This is a genomic window from Bowmanella denitrificans, assembly GCF_039522935.1.
GTDB classification, from domain to species: domain Bacteria; phylum Pseudomonadota; class Gammaproteobacteria; order Enterobacterales; family Alteromonadaceae; genus Bowmanella; species Bowmanella denitrificans.
Genome location: NZ_BAAAEI010000001.1, coordinates 54,068 through 69,680, shown reverse-complemented (window position 1 = coordinate 69,680; position 15,613 = coordinate 54,068). Strand labels below are relative to the sequence as shown.

General features: G+C 45.8%; 13 protein-coding genes. 8 read left to right on the top strand and 5 right to left on the bottom strand.

Annotated features, from left to right (window positions below):
• The first annotated feature begins 12 nt into the window (after positions 1–12).
• Genes wecC through ABD028_RS00265 form a run of 7 tightly spaced genes read left to right on the top strand, consistent with a single transcriptional unit; the run spans position 13 to position 7,610 of the window.
• Complete coding sequence (gene wecC / locus ABD028_RS00295; protein WP_343840283.1) at positions 13–1,254, top strand: UDP-N-acetyl-D-mannosamine dehydrogenase; 1,242 nt, start codon at positions 13–15, stop codon at positions 1,252–1,254.
• 1 nt (position 1,255) lies between these two features.
• Positions 1,256–2,401 (top strand): glycosyltransferase, encoded by a 1,146-nt coding sequence (locus ABD028_RS00290; RefSeq protein ID WP_343840280.1) that lies wholly within the window; start codon positions 1,256–1,258, stop codon positions 2,399–2,401.
• 2 nt (positions 2,402–2,403) lie between these two features.
• Complete coding sequence (locus ABD028_RS00285) at positions 2,404–3,555, top strand: hypothetical protein (protein ID WP_343840279.1); 1,152 nt, start codon at positions 2,404–2,406, stop codon at positions 3,553–3,555.
• Positions 3,552–4,772 carry an O-antigen ligase family protein gene (locus ABD028_RS00280; protein WP_343840277.1) on the top strand — a complete coding sequence of 407 codons (1,221 nt, stop codon included), beginning with the start codon at positions 3,552–3,554 and terminating at the stop codon, positions 4,770–4,772. Before ABD028_RS00285 ends, ABD028_RS00280 begins: the two co-directional genes overlap by 4 nt.
• Positions 4,769–5,524 carry a WecB/TagA/CpsF family glycosyltransferase gene (locus ABD028_RS00275; RefSeq protein WP_343840275.1) on the top strand — a complete coding sequence of 252 codons (756 nt, stop codon included), beginning with the start codon at positions 4,769–4,771 and terminating at the stop codon, positions 5,522–5,524. The genes ABD028_RS00280 and ABD028_RS00275 overlap by 4 nt, the downstream gene beginning before the upstream one ends.
• A 4-nt stretch (positions 5,525–5,528) precedes the next feature.
• Positions 5,529–6,788, top strand: a complete 1,260-nt coding sequence (gene tviB / locus ABD028_RS00270; protein WP_343840272.1) for a Vi polysaccharide biosynthesis UDP-N-acetylglucosamine C-6 dehydrogenase TviB — start codon at positions 5,529–5,531, stop codon at positions 6,786–6,788.
• A 6-nt stretch (positions 6,789–6,794) separates the two neighbouring features.
• Positions 6,795–7,610: a polysaccharide lyase family 20 protein gene (locus ABD028_RS00265; protein ID WP_343840270.1), complete on the top strand. Its 816-nt coding sequence runs from the start codon at positions 6,795–6,797 to the stop codon at positions 7,608–7,610.
• A gap of 272 nt (positions 7,611–7,882) precedes the next feature.
• On the opposite strand, the gene ABD028_RS00260 is transcribed toward ABD028_RS00265, so the two are convergent.
• Positions 7,883–8,560 carry a TorF family putative porin gene (locus ABD028_RS00260; protein WP_102796342.1) on the bottom strand — a complete coding sequence of 226 codons (678 nt, stop codon included), beginning with the start codon at positions 8,558–8,560 and terminating at the stop codon, positions 7,883–7,885.
• A gap of 436 nt (positions 8,561–8,996) precedes the next feature.
• On the opposite strand from ABD028_RS00260, the gene ABD028_RS00255 reads away from it, so the two are divergent.
• The gene (locus ABD028_RS00255; RefSeq protein ID WP_343840267.1) at positions 8,997–10,616 is read left to right on the top strand and encodes a methyl-accepting chemotaxis protein; all 1,620 of its coding nucleotides are present in this window, start codon (positions 8,997–8,999) and stop codon (positions 10,614–10,616) included.
• A gap of 57 nt (positions 10,617–10,673) precedes the next feature.
• Here the strand turns inward: ABD028_RS00255 and ABD028_RS00250 are convergent, their stop codons facing one another.
• The 4 genes from ABD028_RS00250 to ABD028_RS00235 all read right to left on the bottom strand — a co-directional run bounded on the left by ABD028_RS00250 (position 10,674) and on the right by ABD028_RS00235 (position 15,056).
• Complete coding sequence (locus ABD028_RS00250; RefSeq protein WP_343840264.1) at positions 10,674–11,468, bottom strand: delta-class carbonic anhydrase; 795 nt, start codon at positions 11,466–11,468, stop codon at positions 10,674–10,676.
• An 80-nt stretch (positions 11,469–11,548) separates the two neighbouring features.
• Entirely contained in the window at positions 11,549–12,229 is a 681-nt protein-coding gene (locus ABD028_RS00245) for a response regulator transcription factor (RefSeq protein WP_343840261.1), read from the bottom strand.
• Positions 12,217–13,779 carry a sensor histidine kinase gene (locus ABD028_RS00240; protein WP_343840258.1) on the bottom strand — a complete coding sequence of 521 codons (1,563 nt, stop codon included), beginning with the start codon at positions 13,777–13,779 and terminating at the stop codon, positions 12,217–12,219. The genes ABD028_RS00245 and ABD028_RS00240 overlap by 13 nt, the downstream gene beginning before the upstream one ends.
• Positions 13,780–14,021: 242 nt before the next feature.
• The gene (locus tag ABD028_RS00235; RefSeq protein WP_343840255.1) at positions 14,022–15,056 is read right to left on the bottom strand and encodes an acyltransferase; all 1,035 of its coding nucleotides are present in this window, start codon (positions 15,054–15,056) and stop codon (positions 14,022–14,024) included.
• Positions 15,057–15,613: the final 557 nt, after the last annotated feature.

Below are 15,613 nucleotides of genomic sequence, written 5' to 3'. Positions count from 1 at the left end.
CAGGTTTTTTGTATGGCATTTGAGCGCATTTCTGTAATTGGTCTGGGTTATATCGGTCTGCCTACGGCTGCTGTTATTGCTTCTCGCGGGATCGAAGTGATAGGGGTGGATGTAAATCAAAAGGCAGTGGACATTATTAACGCTGGCAATATTCATATCGTCGAACCCGATCTGGATATGGTAGTTCGCAGTACGGTAATGACAGGAAAACTTCGCGCCACCACTCAACCAGAGCCCGCACAAGCCTTTGTCGTAGCGGTTCCCACACCATTTAAAGGTGACAACCACGAACCAGATTTAAGCTATATTGAAGCTGCCAGTAAGGCTATTGCCCCGGTGCTGGAAAAAGGCAATCTGGTGATTCTGGAAAGCACTTCACCAGTTGGCGCCACCGAAAAGATGGCTGCCTGGTTGGCACAAGCCCGCCCTGATCTGAGCTTTCCGCAGCAAAAAGGGGAAGAGGCCGATATCAAGGTGGCACATTGTCCGGAGCGTGTACTGCCAGGTTATGTTCTGCAGGAGCTGGTTAGCAATGACCGTGTAGTAGGTGGAATGACACCTGCCTGTAGCGCTAAAGCCATTGAGTTGTATCAAACCTTTGTACGTGGTGAATGTATTGTCACTAATGCCCGTACCGCTGAATTGGCAAAATTAACCGAAAACAGCTTCCGTGATGTAAACATTGCTTTTGCCAATGAGTTGTCGCTGATTTGCGACAAATTGAAAATCAATGTTTGGGAACTTATTAAGCTTGCTAACCGTCACCCCAGAGTCAATATCCTTAATCCAGGCCCTGGAGTCGGAGGCCATTGTATTGCCGTTGACCCCTGGTTTATCGTCAACAGCTGCCCGCAGGAAGCACGAATTATCCGTACTGCCAGGGAAGTAAATGACCATAAACCGCATTATGTGCTGGAACAAATCACCAAAGCCGCTGACCAGTTTAAGCACCCGGTGATAGCTTGCTTAGGACTGTCGTTTAAAGCTGACATCGACGATCTGCGTGAAAGTCCGGCTCTGGATATTGTTAAGGCTTTGGCAACCAAAAATGTAGGGCAGGTACTGGCGGTAGAGCCAAATATTCACGAACTTCCTGCATCACTGCAAAATCAGAACGTTGAATTGGTCTCCCTAAGCTCCGCGTTGGAAAAAGCCAATGTGGTGGTGGTGTTGGTGGATCATAAGCAATTTAAAGCTGCAGATAAAAATGAGCTTGCCCGTAAGGTGGTTATTGATACACGCGGGATTGTTTGATATGGCATATCGGAAGCCAAAAGTATTGCATGTTGCAACAGATTTTCCTGACGGCATTGAAACGAATAATACGCTAGCAGTAAAGAACTTACTCGATGAGACAGACGATAGGTTTGAGCATAGAGTTTTATCAGTCGTTAGAAAAAAGGGCCTGGAATTTAAGATTGTTAAATCGGGTACTCTGTATTCAATTGTGGTACCAAGGCTTCCGTTAGGCATTCTCTGTTCTACAATTATGCTATTTTCGGCTTTATTTTTTTACTTTAAGAAAGGAAAAGAATTTAGTGAAGTAAACGTTATACATGCACACAAACTAACAATTGATGGCATTTTTGCATTTGTTCTCTCTAAAATATTAAAAAAACCTCTTTTGATAAGTGTTAGAGGGAGTACAGATGCCAAATTTATCAAAAGAAAATTTTACGTACGTTGGCTATACAAGAAAATTATAAATAGTGCTGAGCACGTTTTCTTTGTTAGCGCCTGGGCGAGAAGTTCCGTTAATAAATTATTTAATGGAAAATATATTCCTGATTCAAAATTTACCAACTTAGCGAATATAAGTAGAGTTAATATGGTTGAGTCCAATAAGGAGGGGGCGGATTTCCTTTTTGTGGGACGATTAGATTTAGCTAAGAGCAAGGGACTATATAGGGTTTTTGAAGCTATCTCTAAGGAAAAAAAATACAGGTTGGATGTTTTTGGAGGTGCAACTAATGAAGCCGCAGAAAACATTAAGAATGAAATGCAGAGATTGGAAATATCACATCTCTGTAACTTAAGGGGCAAGGCTGATAAGTCTGTAATATATTCTGGGGACTATGCTGCACTTGTTATGCCAAGTTATCCAGAAACATTTGGGATGGTTTATGTTGAGTCTCTTCTTTCCGGAATTCCAGTGATTTCAAGTAATAGATCAGGTATAGCAGGGTATATAGAACCAAGTAATTATTATCTGGAAGTAAATGAATTTGACACTGAGCAAATAGCCAGGGCAATGAAGAGAATTCATGATGATAAGCAGAGAGTTAAAGCAAATTTACTTCAAGACATAAGTTCTGGGAAGTTAAACCTGTTTAATACTTGCTATATAAAAGAGCATTACGGAAATGTAGCGGAGAGAGCTGCGTTGAACTCTGGGCAATGACTATGTATTTAAAAATAAGGAGAGCAATTAATTTAGAGCGGTTTTTCATCGTGATGGAGCAGTCCCTTTCATCTCTATTTAATTTCTTTGTTGTTATTTTGTTATCGCATGGAAGCCCAGAACTAGTAGCATCTTATGGTGTGGCCTTTTCATTTTCTTTGGTTATATCTGGAATCTTCAGAAACTCAGTCTTTACACCTTTTATAACTTCTAATACTACTAGCTCCCTTGCTCTTATAAAAGGGTGCATCGCCTCATCTTTTTCTCTGTATGTTTCCGCTCCTATTTTATTGATACTTATGTATTTATCTTATTCTGGGGCTTTGGTTTTCAGTCTTCCCATCATTTTTTATTTTTTCATTCTTGAGTTGGTTAAAGTAACTGCTCTGGCGAAAGACAACATGAGGAAAGTTGCATTTTTTACAACTTTCTCATATTTGTTAATTCTTTTGCTGTTCTATTCTGGTTATTCTTCTTTCTCATTTCTGGTAGGTTCCGCTTTCGTAGCGCTGGTTTTTCTTTTCTTTTTGGTCTTAGATAAAGGAACATCAGAAGAGCTGGTGTGCGTTGGTGGAAGAGATGCCTTTATACTATCTATGTCATTTTCTATATATAGTCATGCACCATTGTGGTTTTTAAACTTGGTTGTCCCTGGCGCAGCATCCCTTTATGTGCAAATCAGAAGCCTATTCCAGCCGATCCAAATTATATCTAGAGCAGTAGATCTGATAGAAAAGAAAAATGCTTCAGTATCAGAGGATTATGGCATTTCACGGCTGAATAATGTGCTGACCTATCACCTTGTTTTTGGAGGAATAGGTGTGGCATTCCTCTGCGCATTTTCACTCTTTTTCTTCGAAGATCTATATGCTGTAGATTTGAACTTTTACTCCGCAATTTCAGTTGGTATATACGCAATATTGGGGTTGGCTATGTTTGTTTCAAAGCCTATAGAGACAGTCTTCTTTAAAATGAGTTTCCTTAGTCAGCTTACTGTTTCTCGTATTATTGGTAGTATAGCCATGCTAGCAATATTTTTTATTGGCTTCTATATTAGCGTCGAGTATGTTTTAATTTATATTTTGTTCTTTCAAGCAATTACATGGATGACAATGTTAGGGCTTAATTATTCTCAAGCGAAAAAGTTATTATGAGTACTGGCACAAAAAATTTGGCGCTTTATAGAATTGCTGTCTTCGCACTTTTTTGTATGTTCTTTTTGGTAGACGCGTCTTTTCGGTTGAGAGACTTCGATGATAAATCTATAGATTTTCAAGTTGTTATAAAATTTTTGGTGTTGTTCTTTACTATAGGAATTGGGGCTATCGCTCTAAGATATTTTCGATTCTATTCCAGGTTTTTGTTTGTCTTACCGTTTTTTGCTCTTATGCTTATTTCTTCTATTTGGTCTGAAAATCTGTTTTTCACTCTTTCTATATTTTTTACATTTTTTTCATATTTTATATTTATGGTCTTTTTCATTGATGAGTATGGGCTGGGTAAGTTTTCTAGAATTGTGACATTGTCTATGTTCTGGTTTTTAGTTGTGTCTTTGCTCTTATATGTTTTTTTTCCAGAAATGGGACGTTTTTCATTTTGGTTTAACGATGTTTTTGCACCTAGTTGGCGTATGAGTGGCTTAACAACTAGCGCTAATAACTTTGCCAGGGTCTGTGGTTTTTTTATACTTTTTCTGTTTGGGTTTAACTCGATTATAAAAGTTCAAATTGGTGCTAGATTTTATAATTTTTGCTTGATTTTGGCTGCAGTATGTCTGTTGCTTAGTGGCAGTAGGACAACAATTGTTGTTCTTCTTGTCTCTCTGTCTCTTTACGTTTTTCTGCAGTCTAATAAGCAAAATAAAGCGCTATGGATTTCTTCTGTATTTTGTTTTGGATTGATTTTGGCCCTCTTCTCAGAAGAGTTGTTGCAACTTGTATCAAGGGACGGCGGAGATGATATAACTTCATTTACCGGGCGTACATTTATTTGGGATGCCGTACTTTACTTTATAGATAAGAAGCCAGTTTTGGGCTATGGGTTCGGTTCTTCTATTTTCTTGCTTCCCGAATACGCAGATGCATTAGGCTTTACAGCGGCCCATGCGCATAATATGTATCTTCAGGTGATGCTGTCCGGTGGATACGTTACTTTAAGTGTGTTTTTGTTTCTTATGTTATTTTGTCTTTATAAAAGTCTTAAGCTGAATATTGCCTTTGTTACATCTAGCTTGGTTTTTATTTTACTTATTGGATTTTTTGAGTCAGGAGCTATTTCTCTAACGGCAAATATGTTGACACTTTTATTGTTTTTTAACTTTTACCTAATTGCTACGCCAGGGATATGTTCAAGTTTCAGGGGGGAGAAGTGAGCAAAGTATTTTTTCTAGGGACTAATTTAGACTCCATATCCATGGATGATACTGTCACTTATATACAAAATTGTTTGACTGAACGAAAGTTTACTCAGCATGTTGTTGTAAACGTTGCCAAGCTTGTGCATATGCAGCAAGACAAGATACTGGCTGATTCAGTTAATGCTTGTGACATCATTAATATTGACGGAATGGGAGTTGTGTGGGGCGCCAGATTTTGTGGCCATACAGTGCCCGAGCGAGTTGCAGGGGTTGATCTGTTTCACAATTTACTAGCCATGAGCACAATCAATCATTTTCCAGTTTTTTTACTGGGAGCGACATCAGAAGTAGTAGAAGCGACAGTTTCCAAAGTCGAGGCCCTTTATCCTGGTCTGAAAGTAGCCGGTTACCATCACGGCTACTTTTGGGATAATGAACAAGACGTGGTGGAAAAAATCGCGGCTTCGGGTGCCCGCTTATTGTTTGTCGCTATAACGTCCCCCAAGAAAGAGAACTTTATTAATAAGTGGAAAGATCGCTTGGGCGTTGACTTTGTAATGGGCGTCGGAGGCACTTTTGATGTGGTTGCGGGCAAAGTTAAACGTGCTCCGAAATGGATGCAAAATGCAGGTCTGGAGTGGTTATATAGAGTTATTCAGGAACCGGGGCGTATGTGGAAACGCTATCTTGTGACTAATAGTAAGTTCGCACTATTACTCTTAAAAGAAAAGTTTAAAGCAAAGAAGAATATTCAAGGGACGTTATAAAGTTATGAAATTAGCTGTGATTGGTTTGGGATATGTTGGCCTGCCTCTTGCCGTAGAATTTGGCAAAGTCAGAGAGGTAATTGGTTTTGATATAAATAAGAGCAGAATTCAGCAGCTCCGCGACGGTGTCGACCATACCTTAGAGGTCAGTTCGGAGGAACTGGCGGAGGCGCAATACTTGGCCTTTGAACATGATCTAGAGCCTTTGCGTGAGGCCAATATATTTATTGTGACAGTGCCTACACCGATTGATGAGCATCGTCAACCCGATCTGACCCCATTAATTAAAGCTAGCGAAACGATTGGCAGAGTGCTTAAGAAAGGGGATATCGTTATCTATGAATCTACCGTATACCCTGGTGCAACAGAAGAAGACTGTGTTCCTGTTCTAGAACGTGTTTCCGGCCTTATCTTTAACCAGGATTTCTTTGCTGGCTATAGCCCAGAACGAATCAATCCAGGCGACAAGGAGCATCGGGTAACCACTATTAAAAAGGTCACATCAGGGTCTACGCCGGAAGTGGCGAAGCAGGTCGATGACTTGTACAGCAGCATTATTACCGCTGGTACCTATAAAGCCAGCAGCATCAAAGTTGCTGAAGCAGCTAAGGTAATTGAAAACACACAGCGTGATTTGAATATTGCACTAATTAATGAGCTGGCAGTTATTTTCAATAAGTTAGGAATTGATACGGAAGAGGTCTTATTGGCCGCTGGGACTAAATGGAACTTCTTACCGTTTCGCCCGGGTTTAGTAGGGGGGCACTGTATTGGTGTAGATCCCTATTACCTAACTCATAAGGCTCAATCAATAGGTTATCACCCTGAAGTAATTCTGGCAGGTCGGCGTATAAATGATGGTATGGGTCGCTATGTGGTTAGCGAGTTAGTTAAGGCAATGCTTAAGAAACGGATTCAGGTCAGTGGCGCTAAGGTCTTAGTGATGGGATTAACCTTTAAGGAAAATTGTCCGGATCTCAGAAACACCAAAGTGATCGACATTGTTAGCGAGTTGCTGGAATACGATGTTCAAGCTGATGTTTATGACCCTTGGGTGGACCCTCAGGAAGCAAAACATGAGTATGATATTCAGCCAGTTTCTCAGCTAGAGCCCGGAAAATATGATGCCGTTATTCTGGCAGTGGCACATCAGGAATTTAAAGCCAAGACTCCAGAAGCTTTTAGAAAGCTATTGAAGGCTGAAGGTGTTATTTACGACTTAAAATACGTGTTGCCATCAGATCAAGTAGATATTCGGTTATAAACTTTCATGCAAGTTATCAAGCGAAAAGTGAGTTGGTTATTGGTGGTGTCACTTGTAACACATGCTTCTACTATATTTGCTGCAGATAAACCTAAAGAAGCGTGCGACGATGGGGAGGAGTCGATCGTTTACGAGCTTCCAGAAACAGAGACTATTTATGATGGTTTGAGAGGCAAGGATCTATCCGGTCCTCACTCTCTTAACTCGGTAAAGGATCCTGTTAACTCGCAAGATGATGCTATTAAGTTTACTCTTGCTCCTGACGATATTGTCAAAAACGGAAATAGAGCCGAACTTATAGTGAATGATTTCCGAGGTACTCAGTACAGGTACCGCTATAAATTGAAGCTTCTGATTCCTAGTAGTTACGTCTCAGATAGCAAATGGCAGGTGTTTTTTCAATGGCACGACCAACCTGATTTCTCAGTTGGTGAAACTTGGCAATCGTTACCACCTAGAGCACCACCGTTAGCGCTTTTCTACCTCAAAGAACATTTGTATATCATCCACAGAACAGATGAGAATACTTTTGTTAGAAGTGAAAAAGTGAAAGTGGAACGTGATTCTTGGAATGAGATTGCGTTTGATGTGAATTGGGCCTTAGATGGATCTGGCAGAGTGCAGGCAACAATAAATGGAAGTGATTTTGTTCAGGAAAAAACAGGTGAGGTGATTTTTTCTGGACCCAATATGTACAACAAGGCAGGCAATTATATGAAGTTTGGCATTTACCGGAGCGATGATTCGACCTCCACGAACAGCATCTTGTTTAAAGATATTCAGGTTCATGCTGTCTGTAAAGGAATGACCAATCCCGAATGAAATGTCTCTTCAACTGAGAAGACATTTTTACTGGAGCAGGAGCCATGCTCCGAACTTGTATGCTGTGACCGCCGGACGGATAATGATAGCGGAACCGAGTATTGCTAGAGTGTCACCACACCGTGTCTATTTGCCAGGAAGCGGTGAGGCCGTCTCCATAACCTGTTATTCTTGGTATCGGTAAGCCAAAAGTGCCAAAAGGCATATTTGTGGGCTGTAGGATATGCTATTTGAGCGCAGCTTCGTATAGTCTGGCTTGGTACCTTTAACTGTCAGAAACTAAAAGTTCGCCCCACAGTAAACAGCAGCTTGGTATCACCGGTATCATCCAAATCAGTGCCCTGTACGCCCAGTGACATATCCCAGCCCCACTGGCTGAACTGGGCGGTGGCCTGCCAATGGATGTAGGATTTATCGTCTTCCCACTGATATTTATCTTCGTCCATACTGGTGGAGCGGTCAACGCCCAGCAGCACCGAAAAATTATCGTTAATGGGCAAGGTATGGTTGAGCATCAGAATATAATGCCCTGCACCTGTGCCGAAGTAGTCCCATGAGTACCAAACATTGAAGGCGGTGTTACCCAGCCCCCATTTCATATACACCTCTGGGTAGTTGCCATCACTGCTATAACCAGCACCGTGATAGGTGTATTGAGCGATACCGACATCCAGATTCAGCGAATCGCTAAGATCCTGGTAGTAGCCCAGATAAGCGTCTATTTCGAGGTTGGTATCGTCACCAAAATCCACATTGGAGCCCCAAGCCCCCGCGTAAAAGCCGTTGTCTGCGGCCCAATCGATGCTGCCCTGCAGTGCCGGATTTTCATCTGTTTGACTCACGCCGTTAAACAGATAATCACTGACACCGGTTAGGGTAACAGACCATTCTGCTTTTGCCATTCCGCACAGACTCAAGGGCAGTAGGGCGAACGCGAGTTTCTTTAACATCTTTTTCTCTCCTGTCAGTGCAGGTGTCTCTGAGCCAGTACCTGAACAACCATTGGCAACGTGCGGGCGACCAGATTTGTTGTTTACCCACATTAATAGGTTATAGGCACTATGCCGGTGCTTTACCAGAAAAATGTGCCTATATGTGCAAAAACTGTTTTGAATTCAATTGGCTGTATGCAATATCCGGATAGAGCGTATGGTATGTGGTGACAGGCTGTTGGGGGGCGTGGTCAGAAAACCGATTCGTAAAGTGGTCTGAATATGCGTTCATCCTAAATTAACGGGAAAAACCGCTACCTCTGCTAAGTTATTGTCTACAATGCTTTTACTCAACGGTTAATTCTCGTTGCGTTGAGCTCAGCCGAAATGAAACGCCTGTTGTTTTTGCTAAATAGTCCCGCGTGATGGCACGGTCATCTGTTTGGAGCCATGTATGATAAGAACCTTTGCTATTGGAACCCGCTCTGGCGCAGCGTTTGGATTAATGGGATTACTGGTGTTGCTGGTCGGGGGCCTGGGCATGCTCAAGCTGCATTTTCTCAACGACGAGATCACTGATTTAGCCAAGGTGCGTATTCCGGCACTGGAATCTTCTACCCGTATGTTGTCTGACTTTATTGAAGTGCAGTTGCAGGATGTCAATCAACTTTATGCTCAGGGTGCCCGTCGCAAAGAGTATCGGGACGCCATGAATCGGGCTAAGCAGGCCTTGGAGCGGCGGCTGGATGCCAGCAGAGAGTTGGCTTCGCATCCTCAAATCCGACAGGCGCTGGGCAGTATTGCTGCGCAGTTAAATAACTATCTGCAATTACAAAACCAGCAAATGCAAATGCTGGATGGCGGAGATCAAAACGCTGCCATCGAATTGCACGCACAGCAGATGCGCCCGCTCCGTATGGCGCTGACCGAGCAGATTCGGGCCCTGGAAAGTCTGGAGTTGGAGCTCATCGAAAAAGGCGCTGACCAGGCTCACGACGTATATCAGCAGTCTGTGACCTGGATGTGGGCAATTATGGCTATTGCCGCTATTTTAGTTGTGCTGCTGGCCGTGTTGTTCACCCGTGCCCTGGTGTTGCCAATGAATACGGCATTGCATGCTGCTGAACGTATCGCCTCGGGGGACCTTACCGTGGCTATTTCTGATGCAGGCAGCGATGAACCGGCCAGAATGATCGAGGCCCTGATAAAAATGCGAAACAGCTTACGTGATACACTGGAGTTGATTCAGAGCTCATCTGCGCAATTGGCCTCGACTTCTGAAGAACTCAGTATCGTCACTGAGCAATCCACCCGTGGTATTCATACCCAGAATGACCATCTGGAACAGGCCGTATCGGCCATTACCCAGTTAACCAGCTCTATTGAGGATGTGGCCAGAAATGCGGTGGCGGCCTCTCAGGAATCACAGGCGATGGATGGTCAGGCCAAAGCGGGGCACAAGCAAGTGCAACAGACTGTCGCCTCGGTGCAGTATTTATTGCAGGAATTAACCGAAACGACAGCAGGGCTGGACAAACTTTCCGGTGAAATTAATCGGGTCAGCTCGGTGCTGGACGTTATCAGGGCGATTGCTGAGCAAACTAACTTACTGGCACTTAATGCCGCCATTGAAGCGGCCAGGGCCGGTGAGTCCGGCCGGGGTTTTGCGGTGGTGGCCGATGAAGTAAGGGCCCTTGCTCATCGCACGCAGGAGTCCACCAAGGAAATCGAGGGCATGGTCAATGCGGTACAAGCCGGAACCAATGAAACCGTGAGCCTGATGGGCAAGAGTCACGAGCGGGCCAAACAAAGCCTGGATGTGGCCGGTTCGGCCGGTAATGCACTGATAGAAATTACCGCGTCTGTGGCTCGCTCGGCAGAGCAAAACCATGCCATAGCCAGCGCCGCAGAGCAGCAGGCCACGGTGTCTAAACAGATAGATGAAAACCTGGTTCAGATCCGGGATGTGGCGAATGAAGTGGCATCCGGGGCCAGCGAAACCAGTGCCTCCAGCCAGGAGTTAGCGCGACTGGCCGAAGAACTGGACTGCCTGACCCGCAAGTTTCACATCTAACACATTAGCAAAGAGCAATGCTGTCAAACGCATTGCTCCTGCCAAGGTGCGACCTGTTTAGTTGATGGGGGATAGTAACTTGGGATGCACAACCAGTTTTCGTACGCCATGGGCGTGGTCTTCGGCAAATTCGTTGTTGGCACACCATTGGCTCAGGCTGTTGATGTCCAGCTTGGCGCACTGAGGTCTGACACTCCAACTCACCTGTAAGCTTGAGCACTGTTGCTGATTATATTTAGGGCCGGTGGTGGAACCGAGGTATTCAACGGGGGTACCTGTATCTGTTGGCAGCGCTTTGGGCTGGTGATAACCATTAGCCTGATGGCCATCATAGTCAAAGTCGTTGAAGTTGAGTGCGCCAGCATCATTCACCAGCGTAAACACTTGTGTTTCAACCCGTAGGTTGGGGTTGGCGCATTGCTCGGTCAGACAAGCGCCCAAGCCAGGCCCTGGTTTGGCGTTGCAGGAACTGTGTACCCAATGTACTTCCACTGTATCGCCGGGTTTCAGACCTTTACAGTGATTGACTTTGGGCGGCGCCAGTTCTGCAGCGGTCAGATTGGTGGCGATATCGCACTGATATCCGGCATGCTCACCTTCACCAATCAGTTTGGAAAAGGCGGCGGCTTTATGTTCTGCCTGAGCATGAAAATGAATATTACACAGGTTCATTTGGGTAGAAGGTGGTGCCAAAGAGAAGACCCGTTGGTTTTCCCCTGCTAGCTGGTCAATATCACGTGGTGCCTGTGGGCCAAAGCCCTGGCAATACTCGCCCTGATTGGCTTGCAACGGCAATGCCAGCATGGGGCTGCAAACTAACAGGGATTTCAGTAGTTTTAATTGGAACGTCATATACTTGCTCAGCAATTGAAATTGCCGCAATTGTAAAATGCAGTTTATGAACGCTTTTTTTGCCCAGGATTAACAGAAGATTAAAATGGGTTGCTTAGACGGTAACCAACCCCACGTACCGTTTCAATTCTCGGTGCACAAGGTTGGGCTTCCAGTTTAACCCGCAGGCGGCGGATATACACATCCACAATATTGGTCAGCGGGTCGGTGGTGCTGCTCCATACTCTGTTCAGAATACGCTCGCGGGAATACACTTTACCAGGGGACTTCATAAACAGACGTAACAGGTCAAATTCCAGTTGGGTCAGTTCCAATTCCTGGTCACTTAAAAAAGCGCGGCGACTGTCACTGCAAAGGCATAATTGACCCACAGTTAACTGATTAGTGGCTGGTTGATGCATTGGACCACGTCTGGACAGGGCCTCGATTCTGGCCAGCAGTTCATCAAAATCGAACGGTTTACCAAGATAGTCGTCGGCCCCCATGCGAAGGCCCATGACTTTGTCTTCTGTGTCGTTCAGTGCGGTTAACATCAGCACTGCGGTATTGGGGGATATGCGGCGTACTTCCCGCAGTACTGCCAGGCCGTCCATTTGCGGCAGCATTCTGTCCAAAATGACCAGATCAATCTGCTGCGTCGTCAGTGGCTGTATGGCTTGTTCTCCGTCACTCACCCACTGGCATTGATAGCCCTCTGCTTGTAAGCCCTTCAGCAGGAAACTGGCAACCCGCTGTTCATCTTCCACTATCAGGATACGCATAAGGGGTCCCTCGGCAGCCAAACGCTCATGGTTGTGCCTTTGCCTACTATACTGCTTGCGGTTATTTGTCCGCCATGTGCGGTGACGATTGCTTTAGCCACGGCCAACCCTAAACCCATGCCCTGTACCGCTCGGCCACTGCCGCGGTAAAAACGCTCAAATATATAAGGTAGCTCCTGCTCATCTATGCCAAATCCTTGATCTTGTACACTGATGTGCACTTTATCAGCATCGGGTTTGGCACAAACTAATACCGTTGTATTCGACGGAGAATAACGCAAAGCATTTTCAAGCAGAATCAAGAGTAACTGGCGAAGACGCTCTGCATCCGCAACTAACAGCATGTCTGGTAAATCGGCCTGTAGCTGCACGTCTATGTGTTGAGACAGTGCAAGCTTGTGTACATCCCGGCAGCCTTCTTCAAGCAGCTCTGCCAGGTCAACCCGCTGGCGTTCAATACGCAGATTATTGGCGTCAGCCCTGGCGATAAACAACATATCCTCTACCAGCCTGCCCAGCGAGATTGACTGTTCCAGAATACACTGCAGCGCATCGCGGTACTCTTCCACATCCCGATCGGTTTTACGCAGGGTCACCTGGGCTTCGCCACGAATAATGGTCAAAGGTGTGCGCAGTTCATGACTGACATCGGCCAGAAAATTGCGCCTGGTATGGGCGCTTTTTTCCAGCGCCTGATTGGCAGCCGTTAATTCAGCGGTGCGCTGGGATACCTTGAACTCCAACTGCTGCCTGGCTTGTTCCTTAGCACTGTATTGTTCCTTAAGCTGGTCGGCCATAAAGTTAAAGGCTTTGGCAATCTCGTCAAACTCGGTATCGAAACCGCGCTGAACTCGGTGGTCCAGCTCACCTTTGGCGATGCGTTCGGCCCCCTGAGTCAGCGACTTTACCGGCTGGGTAACCGCTCTGATAAGCGACGTACAGCCAATGACCGTCAGCAAAATAGCGATGGTGGCCAGCAATAATGATAACCAGAATATGGCGGTATGGGTGGTGTCGATGCGGTTGTTCATGGCTTGCACCACCCCTGCCTGACGCTCTACCGCAGAGTTGATGGCTTCACGAAAGGCAATATCAATGCGTTCTTCCAGGACAAAACGCATCTGTTCGGTGTCGTCAGAGTGCGCACCGCTGGCGGCAATGGCTTCAAAATCGGTAATGACCTTGTCTATCAGCTCTTCAAGATCATCCGTATCTTCTACTGTGCCACGGGTGTATTCCGCACCTAATGCCTGGCGCTGCTGTTCTTCCAGCAAACGTATTTTGCCCAGCGATTCAGAAATGGCAGCGCGCTTGTTGCGCACCTGAGCCTGGTTGGCTGACTTGCCCAGCAGGATTTCATCGGTAAGTTGCTTGAAGAGCCGATAGGAGGTGCTGGATAGCTGAAGGTGTTCGCTTAGCAGAGTATCGGCGATATTCATTTGCAGGATATGGTTTTGCGTCAGGCGTGAAGACCACAGCACAGATACCGCTGCGGCAATCACCATCCCCAGAGAGATTAGGGCAAAGCTGATTAACTTGCGTCTGTACATCTTGGTTCCTCATACTCTGAGCAGGGTGCTCTCACCCTCAACAGAGCCGGATCATGCCACAACCCCTGTGGGTTGCAATTTATTGCAACAATGGTGGGTTGCAATTTATTGCAACAACAGTGGGTTGTAATTTATTACAACAATGGTGGGTTGCAATTTATTGCAACAATAGTCGGGTTGAAAACCCGACCCACAGACGCTGTCAGTTGTGGCTATGAAACAGCGCGTTGGACGGGAAACGTTTAGCTGGAAAACGCGGGTTTAAACAGTTTGCTGCTGGCGGCGCGGTACACCATACAGGTCAGCACTGAACAGGCAAAAACCAGCGGTATCTGAACCAGCATTTTTGCACTGTTGCCAACGGGTAGTCCGGCCATCAACATCTGGCTGATATCCAGAAACAGTGGATGTACCAGGTAAATGCCAAAACAATAAGGCGCGATAAATCGGGTGAAAGGGGCCAGTTTCTGGTGTGGGCGTTTAAGTAGATACCAGGCACAAACACAGGCAGCCAGCACCGGCAGGCTCAGGTACTGATAACTGTAGATAGGCTGTAGCTGCGAAAATTCACTTAGTTGAATATGACAAAGGCGGGCAATTACTACCACCATCAGTAAAAATGCTGCCAATAAGGCCACCCGCCCCTGATTGCTGGGTTTGCCCCACATGGCAGCACCGAGCATAAACAATGGAATATAACCTATAAACCACAGTGGCCAGGGCCAGTTGCCACCAAACCACTGAAAACCAAGGGTGTACAGCGTGGACGTCAGCACCGCGCTAGCCAGATAAAAACTGGGGGAGGGCGTATAACTGACCTTAAGCGCCAGCATCAGCCAACGGATTAATGGGGTGGCGGCATATAATCCAACCAGCATAAACAAATACCACAAGTGAAAATAAGGTGTGCCGCTCAGTAGATTTTCGCTTAGCTGATTCAGTGAAACCGGCTGCTGTTTTACCTCGCCTTTGAGCCAGGTCCAGCCAGTGTAGAAAAGCGACCATAGCAGCAGCGGCAGGGCAATACGTGCCACACGTTTCTGATAGAAACCGGCAATGGATGGCATTGGTGGTATAAGTAGTAGTGCTCCGGAAAGCATCACAAATAAGGGAATAGATACCCGGCTTGCAGAGTCGAGCAGATTGGCCAGCCACCAGGCGCTGCTATCCAGTGGCAGGCGGCTGACGCCGTTGGCACTGACATGCAGAACAATGACGCTCATGGTAGCGAAAACACGGATTTGGTCGGCGCTAAGGGAATACGGACTATTGTGCATGCGAAAGAGGTACTGATTCCAAAATGGTGACCGGCTTCATGCCAGGCGTGCTATTTTGCCAGCTAGCAATATACAAAGGGAAGTCGTAGAAGTAATTTTACGGTACATTGCCTAGTTGAATTCATTCACCACGCTTTTTCAGGGGAATCGCCATTGGTCAAGCTCAGTTACGCCGTTTACTTACTGGGATTAGAGTGCTTAGCCGTATTGAGTGGACTTTGCATGCAATGGCGGCTGTTGCGTTGGGGAGTTAAAGGCGCTAAGCAGGCGCGTTTTTATGGAATGCTGTCTATTGTTAAACATCCTTCGGCCGAGCTTTTAATTGGTCGCGCTGCGACTTTTCGTAGCCATAGATACAGCAACCGCGTCGGCTTAAAACAACCTTGTATGTTATCGGTATTTGCCGGGGCACAGCTGCAGATTGGCGAGCACTGTGGTTTCAGCGGCACGGTAATCAGTTGTCACCAGCATATCCGATTGGGGGACAGGGTGTTATGCGGTGCCAATGTGACTATCTGCGACTCGGACCATCACCCAGTGGATGCAATGAAGCGGGC